16 protein-coding genes, 1 riboswitch and 1 other annotated feature are annotated in these 16,492 nt (G+C 42.2%); of the genes, 8 read left to right on the top strand and 8 right to left on the bottom strand.

Features of this window, described 5'->3' with window-relative positions; translation table 11 throughout:
* Positions 1-10 precede the first annotated feature (10 nt).
* The 6 genes from BrL25_RS15960 to BrL25_RS15985 are packed head-to-tail and all read right to left on the bottom strand — an operon-like array spanning position 11 to position 5,428.
* The gene (locus BrL25_RS15960) at positions 11-1,942 is read right to left on the bottom strand and encodes a peptidase U32 family protein (RefSeq protein ID WP_018671337.1); all 1,932 of its coding nucleotides are present in this window, start codon (positions 1,940-1,942) and stop codon (positions 11-13) included.
* Positions 1,926-2,756 (bottom strand): energy-coupling factor transporter transmembrane component T family protein, encoded by an 831-nt coding sequence (locus BrL25_RS15965; RefSeq protein WP_018671336.1) that lies wholly within the window; start codon positions 2,754-2,756, stop codon positions 1,926-1,928. Before BrL25_RS15965 ends, BrL25_RS15960 begins: the two co-directional genes overlap by 17 nt.
* Positions 2,750-3,649 carry an ATP-binding cassette domain-containing protein gene (locus BrL25_RS15970; protein ID WP_018671335.1) on the bottom strand — a complete coding sequence of 300 codons (900 nt, stop codon included), beginning with the start codon at positions 3,647-3,649 and terminating at the stop codon, positions 2,750-2,752. Before BrL25_RS15970 ends, BrL25_RS15965 begins: the two co-directional genes overlap by 7 nt.
* The gene (locus BrL25_RS15975) at positions 3,625-4,461 is read right to left on the bottom strand and encodes an ATP-binding cassette domain-containing protein (RefSeq protein ID WP_018671334.1); all 837 of its coding nucleotides are present in this window, start codon (positions 4,459-4,461) and stop codon (positions 3,625-3,627) included. Before BrL25_RS15975 ends, BrL25_RS15970 begins: the two co-directional genes overlap by 25 nt.
* Positions 4,462-4,491: 30 nt before the next feature.
* Positions 4,492-5,058, bottom strand: a complete 567-nt coding sequence (locus tag BrL25_RS15980) for a Gx transporter family protein (protein WP_018671333.1) — start codon at positions 5,056-5,058, stop codon at positions 4,492-4,494.
* The gene (locus BrL25_RS15985) at positions 5,042-5,428 is read right to left on the bottom strand and encodes a NusG domain II-containing protein (protein WP_018671332.1); all 387 of its coding nucleotides are present in this window, start codon (positions 5,426-5,428) and stop codon (positions 5,042-5,044) included. The genes BrL25_RS15980 and BrL25_RS15985 overlap by 17 nt, the downstream gene beginning before the upstream one ends.
* Before the next feature lie 255 nt (positions 5,429-5,683).
* Between BrL25_RS15985 and BrL25_RS15990 the strand changes: the two genes are divergently transcribed.
* The 8 genes from BrL25_RS15990 to BrL25_RS16025 all read left to right on the top strand — a co-directional run bounded on the left by BrL25_RS15990 (position 5,684) and on the right by BrL25_RS16025 (position 14,284).
* Positions 5,684-6,736: an FAD:protein FMN transferase gene (locus BrL25_RS15990; protein ID WP_018671331.1), complete on the top strand. Its 1,053-nt coding sequence runs from the start codon at positions 5,684-5,686 to the stop codon at positions 6,734-6,736.
* A gap of 182 nt (positions 6,737-6,918) precedes the next feature.
* Positions 6,919-7,836, top strand: a complete 918-nt coding sequence (ytxC, locus tag BrL25_RS15995; RefSeq protein ID WP_018671330.1) for a putative sporulation protein YtxC — start codon at positions 6,919-6,921, stop codon at positions 7,834-7,836.
* Between the two features lie 10 nt (positions 7,837-7,846).
* Positions 7,847-8,091: a binding site (T-box leader), on the top strand.
* Positions 8,092-8,170: 79 nt separating this feature from the next.
* Positions 8,171-10,084 carry a threonine--tRNA ligase gene (gene thrS, locus BrL25_RS16000; protein ID WP_018671329.1) on the top strand — a complete coding sequence of 638 codons (1,914 nt, stop codon included), beginning with the start codon at positions 8,171-8,173 and terminating at the stop codon, positions 10,082-10,084.
* A 345-nt stretch (positions 10,085-10,429) separates the two neighbouring features.
* Positions 10,430-10,939: a translation initiation factor IF-3 gene (gene infC, locus BrL25_RS16005; RefSeq protein WP_003335043.1), complete on the top strand. Its 510-nt coding sequence runs from the start codon at positions 10,430-10,432 to the stop codon at positions 10,937-10,939.
* A gap of 24 nt (positions 10,940-10,963) precedes the next feature.
* Positions 10,964-11,161, top strand: coding sequence for a 50S ribosomal protein L35 (rpmI, locus tag BrL25_RS16010; protein ID WP_003335042.1), 198 nt, complete (start codon positions 10,964-10,966; stop codon positions 11,159-11,161).
* A 100-nt stretch (positions 11,162-11,261) separates the two neighbouring features.
* Complete coding sequence (rplT, locus tag BrL25_RS16015) at positions 11,262-11,621, top strand: 50S ribosomal protein L20 (RefSeq protein ID WP_018671328.1); 360 nt, start codon at positions 11,262-11,264, stop codon at positions 11,619-11,621.
* 128 nt (positions 11,622-11,749) lie between these two features.
* Positions 11,750-11,858, top strand: a riboswitch (SAM riboswitch).
* Between the two features lie 99 nt (positions 11,859-11,957).
* Positions 11,958-13,121: an aminotransferase class I/II-fold pyridoxal phosphate-dependent enzyme gene (locus BrL25_RS16020; protein ID WP_018671327.1), complete on the top strand. Its 1,164-nt coding sequence runs from the start codon at positions 11,958-11,960 to the stop codon at positions 13,119-13,121.
* Complete coding sequence (locus BrL25_RS16025; protein WP_018671326.1) at positions 13,118-14,284, top strand: aminotransferase class I/II-fold pyridoxal phosphate-dependent enzyme; 1,167 nt, start codon at positions 13,118-13,120, stop codon at positions 14,282-14,284. The genes BrL25_RS16020 and BrL25_RS16025 overlap by 4 nt, the downstream gene beginning before the upstream one ends.
* Positions 14,285-14,446: 162 nt before the next feature.
* Here the strand turns inward: BrL25_RS16025 and BrL25_RS16030 are convergent, their stop codons facing one another.
* Both BrL25_RS16030 and BrL25_RS16035 read right to left on the bottom strand, forming a co-directional pair.
* Positions 14,447-14,653 carry a DUF3906 family protein gene (locus BrL25_RS16030; protein ID WP_018671325.1) on the bottom strand — a complete coding sequence of 69 codons (207 nt, stop codon included), beginning with the start codon at positions 14,651-14,653 and terminating at the stop codon, positions 14,447-14,449.
* Between the two features lie 97 nt (positions 14,654-14,750).
* Complete coding sequence (locus BrL25_RS16035; RefSeq protein WP_018671324.1) at positions 14,751-16,376, bottom strand: nitrite/sulfite reductase; 1,626 nt, start codon at positions 16,374-16,376, stop codon at positions 14,751-14,753.
* Positions 16,377-16,492 lie beyond the last annotated feature (116 nt).

The following is a 16,492-nucleotide window of genomic DNA, read 5'->3' on the forward strand; positions in this document are numbered from 1 at the left end:
AAAAAATAGTTTAGTCAAAGGATAATGTGCCCAGGGTATACCCTGCATGGACAGGAACTGCCTTCTCATAAAGCTCTATAGAACGTTCAGGCTCTTGCAGGGCTTTCTGATACATACGGATAATGGTTCGTAATTGCTCGGTCGTATAGATAGCTCCCTCAATACGGAAGTGGCTAACACCAACAGCCAGCAAGTCTTTTACTAATGGTAGGAGACAAAGCTCCTTCGCTGTGGTCAAATGATTTCGTCCAAATTGATCGCAATACACAGGATTTTCGCCTTTATCCGTTAATAAAACTAGATATTTGTTATCCACATACTTGTTATCTTCTTCGGCGATTGGTTCCATCACACGGGTATTTGCATACAGGTCGTGCTCTAGGTACATCACAACAGGAGAGCCATGTACTAATACTTCAGTAGGTAATGGAGAATGCTGAATGAACTCAACTAGATTTTTCTGCTTCAGCTCCACGGATGCGAAAGCGCGTGTCATCCCGAATTGTTGATAGAGCTCAATCGCTTTGTGGTTATACAAGTTTAGTGATAAATCGCCAATCATTGGCAGGCCATATTGCTTAAATTTGTACATAGCTCCAATATTCGTAGCTACCAGCCCGTCTATTTCTACGTCCAATGTAGATAAGAAATGATTGTATTGATCAAATTGCAGCCCAAACATCATGCGTGGCATCCCCAAGTAAATCCTGCTGTCTCCTTTCATGGCTACAAGGTGTTTTATCTGTTCCTTGGTAAATGGCAGATCAGGCAAGAATACATCGCCGGCTAAATAGATGTGTTCTACTCCCTCTGCGATCGCCAGTTCAGCTTGCTCCTGATTATTAACTCGTACACATAGCTCACCTTTTGTTTTAGCGCTAGAAGTGTGCTGATGTTCTTGGAAAGTGTTTTGTAAGTCTTCTATACGTTGTTCACGAATATCGCGTTCTTCTGTTGGTGTACTAAAGACTTTACCTGTACTATAAAATTTACCCGTACCCTCGTAACGTCGATTAATATAGTCAAGTCCAGGCTTACCAAAGGCATATCCTGTACTAAAGTCGCGTTTACGATTTTCCAATAAGGCTTGTCGATCTTTACAACGATCAAACCCGATAGGATCTTGCATATAACGGTCAATTGCATCACCGTAGCTATTGATCAGCGTAACTAGGAATTCTTTGTCACGCATACGACCTTCAATTTTAAATGAGGTAATTCCAGACTCAATTAACTCTGGAATATGCTCGTACATGTACATATCCTTAGCTGCTAGAGGATATTCGGTTGGGAAGACATACCCGTCCTTCTTCACGCGATAGTCCCAACGGCAAGGTTTCATACACCGTCCACGGTTACTGCTGTTACCAAATAACATCGAGCTATATAAGCAGTTCGCACCGTGTACCGTGCACATGTCACCATGAACAAAGTATTCAAACTCCATCTTAGTCAAGGCTTGTAGCTGTTTTGCTGTTTGTAGATCCATTTCACGAGATGCAACTACACGTGTTACACCCAATGTTTGTAAGGCTTCAATCATTTCTAAATTGTGCACGTTCATCATGACAGAGGAGTGAAGAGGTACTGTTAGTTTTTGCTCTTGAATCAATGGGAAAATCGCCATGTCCTGAACAATGAGAGCATCTGGACGAATGCTATCTAAAAAGCGTAGGTAGGTTTTCGCTTCTTCCACATCGGCTTCGTCAAATAAATTATTTACCGTAATATAAACTCGCTTATCTTTTTCATGAGCGATTTGGATGGCTTGCTCCAATTCCTCATGGGTCAGGTTATAGCCTTTACGCATCATCCGCATATTAAGAACGGGCCCACCGCAATATATCGCATCGCAATTGGTCTCTACGATAGTTGTAAAAATCTCAAATGTTCCAGCAGGTGCTAATAATTCAATTTCTTTTCCATTAAAATATCGAGCCATAGGTAAGACCTCCACAATCATTTAAAATGAATCCTACAAGGATATTTATTGCAAGCAACAAACCTAAAAAGATCGAATCATTGCGTTTCCACTTCAACGTTTCATACGGAGTTCGAGGTGCGCCTAGTACATAGCCACGAGCTTCCATGGAATATACCAGGTCTTCTGCTCTCCGAAATGCGCTTACGGTTACTGGAACTAACAGTGACAACAGCATTTTGCCTTTTTCACGCCAGGGTAAGTCAGCCAAATCGGCACCACGGGAAGCTTGGGCTTTCGTGATTTTCTGCGTTTCTTCAAAAATAGTTGGAATGAAACGTAGGGAAATGCTGATCATTAGCCCTAGTTTTTCAGGTGAGATGCCAGTAAAACGGAATGGCTGTAAAATTCCTTCTACCCCTTTTGCTAGTGATAAAGGCTTGGTTGTAAAGGTTAACAAAGAGGTGAATGAGAGTAATAGGATCATGCGCCAAGCTGTTAAACAGGCAAGGCGTACTCCTTCTGAATAAAAAGAAAATGGGCCAATGGATAGCAAGGAGTGCCCTTCATTTATAAAGAAAAGCTGAAACAGAAATAAGAATAGAATAAGAAAACGTAATGGTTTAACGGCTTTCACGAAGAAAGAAAAAGGGATTCGACTACTCGCCATGATGCCCGTAGCAACTAAAAAGACAACAACGCATGCAAGTAAGGAATGGGTCAACATAATTAATAGAACAAACAGGAACATCCCAAGTAATTTGGAACGCGGGTCTAAGTGATGCAACCAGCTATTTGTGTCAATGTAGCGTCCAAACATCACTTTGTTTAACATGGGTGATCACCTGCTTGCTGTTTCTCGGATTTGTTCAGATGTATTTTCAGTTCTCCGAGATATCTGGCCCAGCCCTGTACAGATTGATCTGTAGGAAGAGGGAGAGTGGGAAATCTCCGACGAAAAGCCTGCTGGAATCGAAGCTGAGCGGGGACAGTAATCCCGAGTGTAGCCCAAATTTCTCTTTGCTCACTCAGCTCATGTACTCCACCTTGAAAGGCAACCTTACCTTTCTGCATAATGACCACCTGATCGCAGTAAGGCAGGACTTCCTCCAACCGATGAGTTACCATGAGAACTGTCTTTTGTTCCTGTTTACACAAATGATGTAAAAGCTGTAGAAGCTCGTGCCGGCTTTTACAATCCAAGGTAGCGGTTGGTTCATCTAACACGAGGATGTCTGGGTCCATAGCGAGTATTGAAGCGATTGCTACTTTGCGCATTTGACCACCGCTTAATTGAAAAGGGTTCTTATCTAAAAGGTCTGCATCTAATTTCACTTGTTGTAGAGCTTTGAGGGCTAATTCTTTCGCTTGCGCGGGTGAAGCACCATAGTTTTTCGGACCAAACGCAATCTCATGCTCCACCGTATCAGCAAACATTTGATGCTCTGGAAATTGAAAAATAAGTCCAACCCGCTGTCGAAGCTGGCGAATCCCCTTTTTTGAATGGTGAGGTGTGATGACATGATCGAGAACATGAACTTGACCCTTTGTGGGTAATAAAATGCCATTCATATGCTGTAATAAGGTTGATTTTCCACAGCCGCTCGGCCCGATAATGGCTGTAAACGAGCCTGTAGTAAACCCTACATTGATATTGTCCAAAGCAGTTTCTTGAAACAAATGGCCAAATTGATACGAGTAGGTTACTTCTTGAAAGTGAATCGCCATAAGTCCTCCATCAAATCTTGTTCGTCTGAATGAACAGGTATTTCTGGATGTAAATCATGAACCATCTGACTAACTGCCAAGGTAAAAGGCAGATGAAGATGGCAAGCAGCAACCCAATCTGGACGGGAAAACAGTTCAGATGGAGTAGTATCAGCCAGTAATTTACCTCCAGATAGAGCTATCACTCGATCAGCCGCTAAGATTTCTTCTGCGTCATGGGTAATGGACAAGCTTGTGTAAGCGCCTTCCAAATGTAACCCATCAATTAGTTTTCCTATCTCGTTTTTCGCTGTTTCATCAAGCATGGAGGTTGCCTCGTCAAAAATGATGATACTTGGCTGCATGGCGAGTACGGAGGCGATTGCCACTCGTTGTTTTTGTCCCCCAGACAGTTCATCAGGATGTTTATGTAAAAAATTCGTAATATGTAATTTTGTAGCATAGTGGGTCAATCTATCATGCATGACAGATCGTTCCAAACACATATTTTCAAGGCCAAACAGGATATCATCAGCAACGGTTGTTCCAACAAATTGATTTTCAGGATTTTGAAAAACCATGCCAATCTGCTTGCGGATAATCGGCAAGCTGTCATCCAACAACACTTGACCTGCCACGCAAATGTCTCCTTGTATATGTCGAAGCAGACCATTCAACAATTTAACTAGAGTGGATTTTCCGCACCCATTGTGACCTACGATGGCGATGCGTTCCCCTTGATTGATCTCAAAAGAAATATCCGTGAGAAGAGGGGGCTGATTTGGAAATTGAAAAGAGACCGAATCAAGCTGAATCAATGGTCGCTGAGACATCGCCTTCACCTGCTTTCTAAGTACTTGGGCTTAGTCGACTGAAACGAAAGGTTGAAATAAAGTCATCTTGGATAGGGAACGTACAAGATAACGTACCGCAATGCCAATAAAGATTCCGGTAAGAATTCCTGTTATCAGCAAGGCTGGTAGATAGTAAAAAATTTTGCTTGTCTGAAAAATAAGTACAGCTGCAGTTAATTGCCCAATGTTATGTGCTACGCCACCTAGAATACTAATCCCGATTAAACTAAAGGATTTTCCGGTTAGCTTCATTAGTCCGAACATAACGATGAAACTAAACAAAGCGCCAAAAAAACTAAATAAAAAACTGGAGAACGTACCTAAAATCATGGCTGTTAGCAAGGTTTTTAAGATGACAAGGGTAAAGGCGTCCTTACCAGATAAAAAATATAGGCAGGCTAGTACCATGATGTTGGCTAGTCCAAGCTTGGCCCCAGGTAATTGCAAGTTAATGGGAAGAGTTGATTCGATTAATCCAAGTACCACAGATACGGCGGCAAAGATGGCGATAATCACTACTTTTTTCAATACCTGTGATTGCGTTTCCAGCTGTGAAGAATTATTGGGCAAGGCCATCTACGTCAGCTCCTTCGTCTGAAACGATTTCCACCAATACGCGATGAGGCAAGCAAACGATGGTTTGACTAGGATCGGTGATAAACCCAAAGGATAGACAAACCTTATCGTCGCAATCAGCTTCAACCATTTCTATGCCATAGTCATGTACCTTGAGGATATTTTGGCCATGCTCGGTATCAACCTTGATTGTTTGTTCTTCTTTGGTAAGTTCAATGGTCTTGTATAATTGGTTATTAACGGTAATTTTTGCTACTTTATGGACATTGTGCAAATTTTCACTTGTATCTGCACTATAGTAACGAGGCACAAGAAAAGCTAGAGCCACGACGAGTACGATGCCAATTAAAATAAAATCTGCTCGTTTCATGTTTTTTTCTCCTGTTATCATTTTTTCTGATTTACAAATAATGCAATGTCAATACGTATTATACACGATCTGAAATATGGAGGTGTGACGCTCTTCCTTTCCAAAATAATTTTCTAGTGGTATAATGCGCCACGTTCACTTTTGTCCGAAAGTCTAAGCCTACAAGGGTGGTTCTTTGGATAAGAGCGGGTAAAACTCCCGTTGTGACCTTATTTTTGGCCTGAGACGGGAAAAAAACAGCGGAGGACTGGCAACATGAACCACAAATTTTCGCTTCTGTTTTTTTTGCTATTGAGTCTCATATTAAATGGCTGTGTCTCTAAAACTCATGAAGAAAGTGTGAAAACGGCGATTCAACCACAGTCTGAAAGCTTCTTTATCTATGACACGATTGTGACCGTACGTGTATATGATGACCGAATGACAGACAAGCATTTTAAAGAGCTGGAAGCCCGTATGAAAGAAATTGAATCCCATTTAAGTCGTACCCTGCAAGGCAGTGAGGTCTATCGAATCAATGAACAAGCGGGCAAGCAAGCGGTGCCTGTATCTCGAGAAACGTATGAAGTAATCAAAAAATCGATACAATTTGCAAAGTTATCAGAAGGTCGGTTTGACCCAGCGATTGGTCCATTAGTGAGCTTATGGAATATTGGGCAAGATAATGCTAAGGTACCATCCGAAGAAAAGCTTACAGAAGCCTTACAGGTGATTGATTACCATCAAATTGTCTTAGATGATGCTAAGAGAACGGTGTTTTTGAAGCAGCCAAACATGGCGATTGATTTAGGCGGGATAGGCAAAGGATATGCTGCTGACCAAATTGCTGTCTATTTAACGGAAAAAGGCTTTAACAGTGCCATTATTGATTTAGGTGGAAATATTTTGGCACTAGGTAAGAAACCGAATGGAAATGACTGGATTATTGGTATTCAAGATCCAGATCGTAACCGCGGTAATCAATTAGGAAAGCTGAAAGTTACAAATAAGACAGTAGTTACGTCAGGGATTTATGAGCGTTATTTTGAGGAGAATGGTAAGCATTATCATCATATATTAAATCCAGATACAGGATATCCTGTGGAAAATAATTTGTTTAGTGTTAGCATCATTACGAATGAATCGGCTGATGCGGATGCACTGTCTACAACCGGTTTCGCATTAGGGCTTGAAAAAGGTATGCCTTTTATGGAAAGCCTGCCAAATGTAGAGGCGATCTTTATCACAAAAGACAAAAATGTTTATATTACCAGTGGCTTGAAAGGTAATTGGGAATTGACCAATGAACAATATAAGATGGCTAACTAAACAAAGCCTGAGACTTTCCTGAGTAACAAAAATAAAATAAATGCAGTTTGCTAGCACCCTTTTTACTCGATAAAACCGTCAGATGAACGTAGCGTTCGTTTGATGGTTTTTCCAATGGTTTAAAAGTATATCGCCAAGGCTTGGGCATATACTGATTGTATAAACGGGTGGGGGTGAACCACGTGCAAACAGTATCCGTATTCCTACACACAACAAATCAACATTACATTGAGCGGTTCTGCCATATTCTCCAAAGCATGCAGGAGAAGATAGACACATCCCCTGTTCGCATCGAATGCCGAGTAGAGGAGAATGAAAGTCATACGCAATTTCGCTTTGTTAGTTGGTCACGGGAAGAGTATACCTGTGAGACTTTGGAATACATGGCTTCCTTTGTTGCTTTACTGGTTACTGAATGGACTGTGCAGGTTATGGAAGTAGAGTTGTTGCGCACCTTTTTAAAGCGAAAAGAACGAGGGGCACTTATTCATAAGTTTGACGAAATCTATCCTTATATTCAATTTGTGTTCCATGAGTTAGATGAAGTGCGTGAAAATATGAATCGTTCAACACGCAAAGCGGCAATTTACGAACAGGTTTTGCAATATATGGAGGATGAACCGCACCTATATTTGGAAGGTTTTGTGAAATTCCGCTTGAAAAACTACCGTATCCTGTTGGACAAGGCCTTTGAAATGGGGTTGCAGCAATATCAACAGGACAAGGAATATCAAGAGTTTGTCGAATTACTGCGCTTCTTTGTATCCAAACAGGAGCATCGTTATCCACTTGTTCATGTCGTGTTGCGAGAGACGCAAGAATTTATCATGTACGATCAAGACGATGCCAAAATAGACCTGAGTCAATTAGATACCATTTTGGGATTTAGACCGGATCGACAAGAGGATTATATTATGAGTGCATTAATTGCGCTTGCTCCAGAAAAGATTGTTATTCATGGGGTGGAAGATAGTAACGTCTTGATGCAGACTATGCGAGCTGTATTTGGAGATCGTGTATTAGCGTGTGTGAGTTGTGCTCATTGTTTAACGACTCCTGGAAATCTTGACTTCCAATTCTCCAGTCACTATAATACATAAGTAATAAGAGTCAAATACAGTGAGAAGGACAAGAATCTTGTTTTAGCGTTATAGAGAGGAGAGCCCTGGCTGAAAGCTCACCACGCAGCGAACAATGATTTACCACCTTCGAGTAGCGACTGGGAACGGCGTTTTGCCTAGTATCGGTCAGCCGGTGTGAAACCGTTATCGTTTACGTAGAGGGATTTATCCTAAGCAACAGGGGATAAGTCTGAACTAGGGTGGTACCACGAGAAAATAGCGCTCGTCCCTTTTGGGATTGAGCGTTTTTTTATTTTTCACAGGCCCAAGTTTACTTGGGTGATGATACACATACGGAAGGGAAGTTATGAAAATGGCGCAAGTAAAAGTAACTCTGCCAGACGGCTCTATTCGTGAGTACGAAGCGGGCGTAACAATTGAAGATATCGCAGGTTCCATTAGCACCAGCTTGAAGAAAAAAGCGGTAGCAGGAAAAGTAAATGGAAAAGTTGTCGATGTAACCACACCTATTCATGAAGATACAAACGTGGAAATAGTAACGCTAGATACAAAAGACGGCTTGGAAGTATACCGTCACAGTACAGCTCATTTGCTAGCTCAGGCAGTGAAACGCGTATTTGGAAACGATGTTAAATTGGGCATTGGTCCTGTTATTGAAGACGGTTTTTACTACGACATGGATATTCCTGTTAGCTTAACACCTGAAGATCTAATCAAATTGGAAGCTGAAATGAACAAGATCATCAAGGAAAACCTGAAGATCGAGCGTAAAGAAGTAAGTCGTGAAGAAGCATTACGCATCTTTGGTGAATTAAACGACCATTTGAAGCTGGAATTAATTCGTGACTTACCAGAGGGTTCCGTTATCACGATGTACCATCAGGGCGAATTCTTTGACCTATGCCGTGGACCTCATTTGCCTTCCACTGGAGTAATTAAAGCATTCAAATTGATGAGTGTGGCAGGTGCTTACTGGCGCGGTAACTCTGATAACCAAGTATTACAACGCGTATATGGCACAGCGTTCCCGAAAAAAGCAGATATGGATGAACACTTGCACTTCTTAGAAGAAGCGAAAAAACGTGACCATCGTAAATTGGGAAAAGAACTAAGCTTGTACATGTTCTCTGAAGAAGCACCAGGTATGCCTTTCTATCTACCAAACGGTATGACGATCCGCAACGAACTGGAGCAATTCTCCCGTCGTTTGCAAGACTTAGCTCTATACGAGGAAGTTCGTACACCATTCATGATGAACCAACGTCTGTGGGAGCAATCCGGTCACTGGGATCACTACCATGAGAATATGTATTTCTCTGAAGTAGACAATACAACTTTTGCTCTTAAACCGATGAACTGTCCAGGGCACATGCTGATTTATAAAAACGAGATGCATTCTTATCGCGATCTACCAATTCGCTATTCCGAATTTGGACAGGTGCATCGTCATGAGTTCTCTGGAGCATTAAATGGTATGTTACGTGTTCGTACGTTCTGTCAGGATGATGCACATGTCTTCGTGCGTCCTGATCAAATTGAGGCAGAAATCAAAGGTATGATCCAACTTATTGATAAAATCTACAGCGTATTTGGCTTTAAATACAGTGTAGAGCTATCTACTCGTCCAGAGGATTCCATGGGTTCTGATGAACTGTGGGATATCGCAGAAAGCTCTTTGAAAAACGTATTAGATGAGCTAGGAATGGAATATGAAATCAATGAAGGCGATGGAGCATTCTACGGTCCTAAAATTGACTTCCAAATTACAGATGCTCTGAAGCGTAGTCACCAATGCGGAACGATTCAGCTAGACTTCCAATTACCTGAAAAGTTCGATCTAAGCTACATTGGTCAAGATAATGAGAAGCATCGTCCGGTTGTCTTGCACCGTGCTATGTATGGTTCACTTGATCGCTTTATCGGTATCCTGGTAGAGCACTATGGTGGAGCGTTCCCTACTTGGCTTGCACCAATGCAAGCTCGTTTGATGACGATTAATGAAGTGCATGTTCCTTATGCAGAAGAAGTACGCAAGCAATTGCTACAAGCAGGTATTCGTGTCGAATTAGATTCTCGTAACGAAAAAATTGGTTACAAAATCCGCGAAGCTCAAATGCAAAAAATTCCTTACATGCTGGTTATCGGGGAAAAAGAGATGGAAGAGGGAGCTCTATCCGTACGTAAACGTGGAGAAGGCGATCTAGGTAGTAAGCCGGTTGCTGAGGTATTGGCTCATCTTCAGAACGAGATTTTAGAAAGAAAATAAGGTACAAAGCTTGACAAACACCTAGTTGTTATGTAAAATTACTGGGTGTGATAACTTCACATTTCGAGATTGAAGCAGAAGCGCCCAGCTTCTCACCTGAATCGACGTCTAGCTGGACAGTTGACGGGTCTAACGTATGCAAAGCCTCCGATTCATTCGTTGTTTTGCTAAAGGTGAGATTAAATGCGGGCGCTATAGCGTCCGCATTTTTATGTATGTGGCGGTTGATGACTATTGATCGCCACATGCTTATGAAAAGCTTTCAACTATGCATGACCAGCTTTTCTATTATCCGTTTTTGCTCTCGAAAGACTATGGAGGTGGCAAATCATTAGCAAGGATCAAATGTTGGTGAATGAGGCGATTCGTGCTCGAGAAGTACGCTTAATTGGTGCTAACGGTGACCAACTAGGTGTAGTACCACTGAGAGAAGCATTACGTATTGCACAAGAATCTGATTTAGATCTTGTCAACGTAGCTCCTACAGCAAAACCTCCCGTTTGCCGTATCATGGACTTTGGTAAGTTCAAGTATGAGCAATCGAAAAAGGAGAAAGAAGCTCGCAAGAACCAAAAAATTGTTGAGCTGAAGGAAGTTCGTTTTTCCTCTAACATTGAGGAACACGATTTCCAAACGAAACTTCGCAATGTGCTAAAGTTTCTGGGTGAAGAACACAAAGTGAAATGTACGATTCGTTTTCGCGGTCGTGAAATTACCCACTCTGAAATCGGACAACAGGTGCTGGAACGTGTAGCAGCCGCTTGTGAACAAGTAGCAACGGTTGAACGCAAACCAAAAATCGAAGGTCGTAGCATGATTATGATCTTAGCTCCAACTCCGAAATCGGAAAAATAGGATACGAGACAGGAGGATTTCCCAATGCCTAAAATGAAAACTCACAGTGGAGCAGCAAAACGCTTCAAAAAGACTGGAAGCGGTCGTTTGAAACGTGATTCTGCTTACACGAGCCATTTGTTTGCTAACAAGAGCACTAAAGCGAAGCGTCATCTTCGCAAAGGTGGAATGGTTTCTAAAGGGGACCAAAAACGCATTGAGCAAATGATCACTTACTTGTAAGATTCATTTCTGCTCATTTTCCGCAACGAAAAATTTTCTAGCATGAGCCCCATAAGCGTCTTATATAGACCGCCATGCTACAGATCAGGAGGAATTGATTATGCCAAGAGTAAAAGGTGGCATTGTGACACGTCGTCGTCATAAGAAAATCTTGAAATTAGCCAAAGGTTACTTTGGTTCTAAACACCGTCTGTTTAAATCCGCTAATGCACAAGTAATGAAGTCCCTGATGTACGCGTATCGTGACCGTCGTCAGAAAAAACGTGACTTCCGCAAATTGTGGATCACTCGTATCAACGCACAAGCTCGCATGAATGGTCTTTCTTACAGCCGTTTAATGCACGGTTTGAAACTAGCTGGTGTTGAAGTAAACCGCAAAATGTTGGCTGATCTAGCTGTTAACGATAAAGCTGCTTTCAACGACATTGCTACAGTTGCTAAAAGCAAATTGAACGCGTAATAACGTTCTTTTAGAAAAGGTTGTCGAGTTTACTCGGCAGCCTTTTTTGATTGATGCGAAAGAAAACCACTTGACATCGTTTAAAGTGTCTGATAATTTTAGAATCAACACAAATTGAATAGCATGACTTCTTATCCAGAGAGGCGGAGGGACTGGCCCGTTGATGCCCGGCAACCACTTGTAAATTGCAAGATGGTGCTAATTCCTGCAGGACATTTATGTTCTGAAAGATGAGAAGGTTTGCTTACGGATTTCTTTGCGTAGCCAAAGCCTTCTTTCATCGAAAGAGGGCTTTTTTGTTTGGAAATAAAGGCGAGATAGAGGAGTGGAATCAGGATGCATATTGACACACGTTTGGCACAGATTGGGGTAGGGAAGGACAAAACAACGGGATCGCTCAGTTTTCCGATCTATCATGCAACAGCTTACCGACATCCAGCGTTGGGTGAAAGCACAGGATTTGATTATACAAGGACGGCTAATCCAACACGCACGGTACTTGAGGAGGCAATCGCTAATTTAGAGGGAGGAGACGGTGGCTTTGCCTGCTCTTCAGGAATGGCAGCGATACAGACAATTTTGGGTTTGTTTTCTTATGGCGACCATTTAGTTGTCTCACTCGATCTATATGGTGGGACGTATCGATTATTTGAGCAAATTATGAAACGATACGGTGTTACTTGCATGTATGTTGATATGTGTCAGCCGGAGCTAGTGGAAGCTGCTATTACTAGTCAAACACGAGCGTTGTTCATAGAAACCCCTACCAATCCCCTTATGCAAATCACCGATTTGAGATGCATGCTTGATATTGCCAAACGCTATCAATTGTTGTCTATTGTTGACAATACATTTATGACTCCCTATTATCAGCGACCGTTGGAGTTAGGAGCAGATATCGTCTTTCACAGTGCTACGAAGTATTTAGCTGGACATAATGATGTGCTATCTGGATTGATCGTGACGAAGGGCACTGAGCTGACCGAAAAGATCGGTTTTTTGCATAATTCCATTGGAGCGGTACTTGGTCCACAGGATTGCTGGTTGGTGATGCGTGGATTAAAAACCTTGGCATTGCGTATGGATCGTCATCAATCAAATGCTATTGCTGTCGTTGAATTTTTGCAAGCTCATCCAGCGGTGTCAGAAGTCTTTTACCCTGGATTACCCACCCATCCGGGGTATGACAGTCAGACGGAGCAAGCAAGTGGTTACAGTGGAATGGTTTCCTTTCGCATCAAGGAACAATCTTTGGTCGCTATCTTTTTAAAGCAATTACAAATCGTTTCATTTGCGGAAAGTCTAGGCGGTGTAGAATCCTTATGCACCTATCCGGCTACACAGACACATGCAGATATTCCAGTAGAAGTACGAGAACAGGTAGGAGTTTGCAACCGATTACTACGCCTATCAGTGGGAATTGAGCATCCTGATGATTTGATCGCTGATTTAAAATTTGCCTTGGATAAATGTTTACAAATAGAGGAGTGTATCCGATGAATTTTGCAACCAAAATCCTTCATGGTACGTGTGGAATGGATCGTGTGACGGGAGCATCAAGTATCCCAATCTACCAAGCCTCTACTTTTCATCAATATGATATTGACCAGCCTGGTACCTACGATTACGCAAGATCAGGAAACCCCACACGGCAGGCGTTAGAGGAAACGATTGCCGCGTTAGAAGGGGGAGAGCGGGGATTTGCTTTTTCATCAGGAATGGCTGCTATTTCCAGCGTATTTCTGTTATTTTCAAGTGGCGATCACTTAGTAGTAGCAGAAGATGTCTATGGTGGGACATTTCGCTTTTTAACAACCGTGCTCGAACGGATGCAAATAGAAGTGACCTTTGTGGATACGACTCAATTGCCTTTGGTAAAGGCAGCGATTCAATCTAACACGAGGGCAATATTTTTAGAAACACCCTCAAATCCGACGTTAAAGGTGACTGATTTGCGAGGAGTAATTGCCATTGCTAAACGTCATGGGCTACTAACCATCGTGGACAATACTTTTTTGACTCCATACTACCAACGACCACTGGAGTTAGGAGCTGATATTGTACTGCATAGTGCTACCAAGTTTATCGGCGGACATAGTGATGTGGTAGCAGGTCTGGCGGTGACGAAAACAAAGGAACTAGGACAAAAATTATATGCCATTCAAAATGGATTTGGCGCCATTCTTGGCGTGCAGGATAGCTGGCTAGTGATGCGGGGCTTAAAAACATTAAAGGCACGTTTGGATATTTCAACCCGAAACGCAGCGGTTGTAGCCGATCATTTAGCAGAGCATCCTTTGGTCAAAAATGTTTATTATACTGGTTTGTCCACCCATGTTGGACATAAAGTACAAGAGACTCAAGCAAATGGACACGGAGCAGTTCTTTCGTTTGACTTGGGGAGCCGAGCACGTGTGAAAGCTTTATTTGAAAATGTACAATATGCTCTTGTAGGAGTTAGCCTTGGCGGAGTAGAGAGTATTTTATCCTACCCAGCGCAGATGTCACATGCAGCTATGCCGAAAGCCGAGCGAGAAAAGCGGGGCATTACGGATGGATTAGTAAGGCTATCGCTTGGAATAGAGGATGTAACGGACGTGTTGGCTGATTTAGAGAGAGGATTGAAAGCGGGGGAGAAAGTAGAGGAGCAAGTGAACGTGTAGGATTGATAGAACTATGTAAATGCTGTCTTGATGGTTTGAAAGGAACCCTCTTTTTTAATAAAAGGGGGTTTTAAGCAATGGATTAAAAAAATAAACGAGAACATAAGGAAATCCAGCCCCTCTCTGACATGCTATCAGACTTAGCTGGATTTCTTTATAGTGTTAGGAAATAGCGAACACGTACCCCTTACCTTTTTCTACATATTTTTTTTCGAGTAAGGTACTTGTTTTTATCGTGGGAGCTGGGTGATATTGACGCTTGGTAAGTGCATGAGCGGTGTGAAAGGCTGCCTCTTCCGTTTCCGCAATAACAGCAGCTACCAGACTTTTGTCCTCGGTTGTGACGATCTCGACATGGTATAAAAACATGAATGTCCCCTCTTTTCTTACTTGCTGAGTTCAAAAGCGTTGCCAAACAGTCAGCCGTGTTAGACTGCCACTTTCTAGCAAATCAACCTAGTATTCTTTACACACTTACACTTGCAATAATTTGTGTAAAATGCTCCTGGATGTTGGCGGTTCCGAACCTACGAGCGAACTGGTGGAACTTTTCTCCAGATTCCCGATTGGTTTTAAATAATTCCACTAGTTGAGCGATAACAGGAGCTACTCGATCTGCGACAACACGCCCCTTTAGACGACTGTTAAATTGGGCATCTGGCCCAAGACTGCCCCCAACGAAAAAATCATAGGCGTCTACCGTTCCTTCTGCCGTTTTAACCAAAGAGCCTTGCAGTCCAATATCGGCTATTTGCTGCTGACCACAGGAATTGGGACATCCAATCATGTGGATTCTTATTGGTGTATCAATTTCCACATGTTCATCTAGCCAGTGAGCGATAGAAGCCATCCGTGCTTTTGTCTCAACGATTGCCAAATTGCAAAATTCATTGCCCGTACAGGAAACAGCATGCCCAATAAATGTTCGTGGTGTAGGGGAATAACGTGTGAGCAAGGTTTCTGCAAGTAAGGAATCCAAATGTTTGTGGGGAATGTTTGGCAGGATTATATTTTGAGAATTCGTAGTCCGTATAGAGCCATTTCCATAACGGTCGGCTAAATCGGCCAACTCGGCTAAATCCTCAGCAGTGAGTCGTCCCACAGGCAATAGTAGTCCTACATAATGTAAACCTGGCTGTTTTTGCTTATGAACACCAGTAAAGTAGCCTGCATTCCAGCCAACTGTCCGATCTTCTCCACGTTCTTCTAATGGTCCAGTCAATTCTAATAATTTCTCAGTAAATTTTTCAGGACCCCAATCAGCAATTAAAAATTTAAGACGAGCCTGATGTCTCTTCTCACGATACCCATAATCTCGAAAAATACGTGTCACAGCATCTGCTACCTGTACGACTTCTGTAGGCAAAACAAAGATAGGTAACTGCTTTGCTAGATAAGGCTTGGCAGACAAACCGCCGCCTACCCAGACATGAAAGCCAGCCTGTTCTTGACCATTTATGATTTTAGACGCAGGAGTAAAAGCGAGGTCATTTATTTCTGCATGTCCGGTATTATAGATGTTTGCTGAAATGGATAATTTATATTTTCGTGGGAGGTTTGAGAATTCAGGATTTAATAAAAAGTGCTCTTCTAGTTGTTGTACAAGGGGTTCGGTATCCATAAGTTCGTAAGGGTCAATACCTGAGAGTGGATTTCCGACAATCGTACGTGGAACATCTCCGCAAGCCTCATAAGAGAATAACCCTACATGCTCTAAGCGATCAAATATATCTGGAAGGTCAGGAGTTGTCAGCCAATGAAATTGCACCGCTTGTCGTGTTGTGATATCAACTAAATTTCGACCGTATTCCCGACTGATGTCTGCGAGAGCTCTTGCTTGATCTGCACGTAAAATCCCTCCTGGAATACGGACTCTCATCATAAAAAAACCGTTTCCTTTAGGTTTTTGTTCGTAGATTCCTGCCCATTTAAAAAAGGCGAGGTCGTCAGCGGAAAACGCCTGATATCCTTTTGAGCCGAGTCTTCGTATGATCTCGATAATATCTAAGCCATCTCGTTCTAATTTTGTTAGTTCAAATGCATGTAATTTACTCTTATCTGCTTCCCAAGGGCGAGATTGTTGATCGCTCATTTTCAATGATCCTCCCTTAATTCATATTATTTTTGTCGGAATACTTTGAACTGAGTATAACCGCTGGATACAACAAGGTCAACGAGAAAAAACAAAATAGTTTGAATTGACACAAC

The sequence above is a fragment of the Brevibacillus laterosporus DSM 25 genome (assembly GCF_002706795.1).
GTDB classification, from domain to species: domain Bacteria; phylum Bacillota; class Bacilli; order Brevibacillales; family Brevibacillaceae; genus Brevibacillus_B; species Brevibacillus_B laterosporus.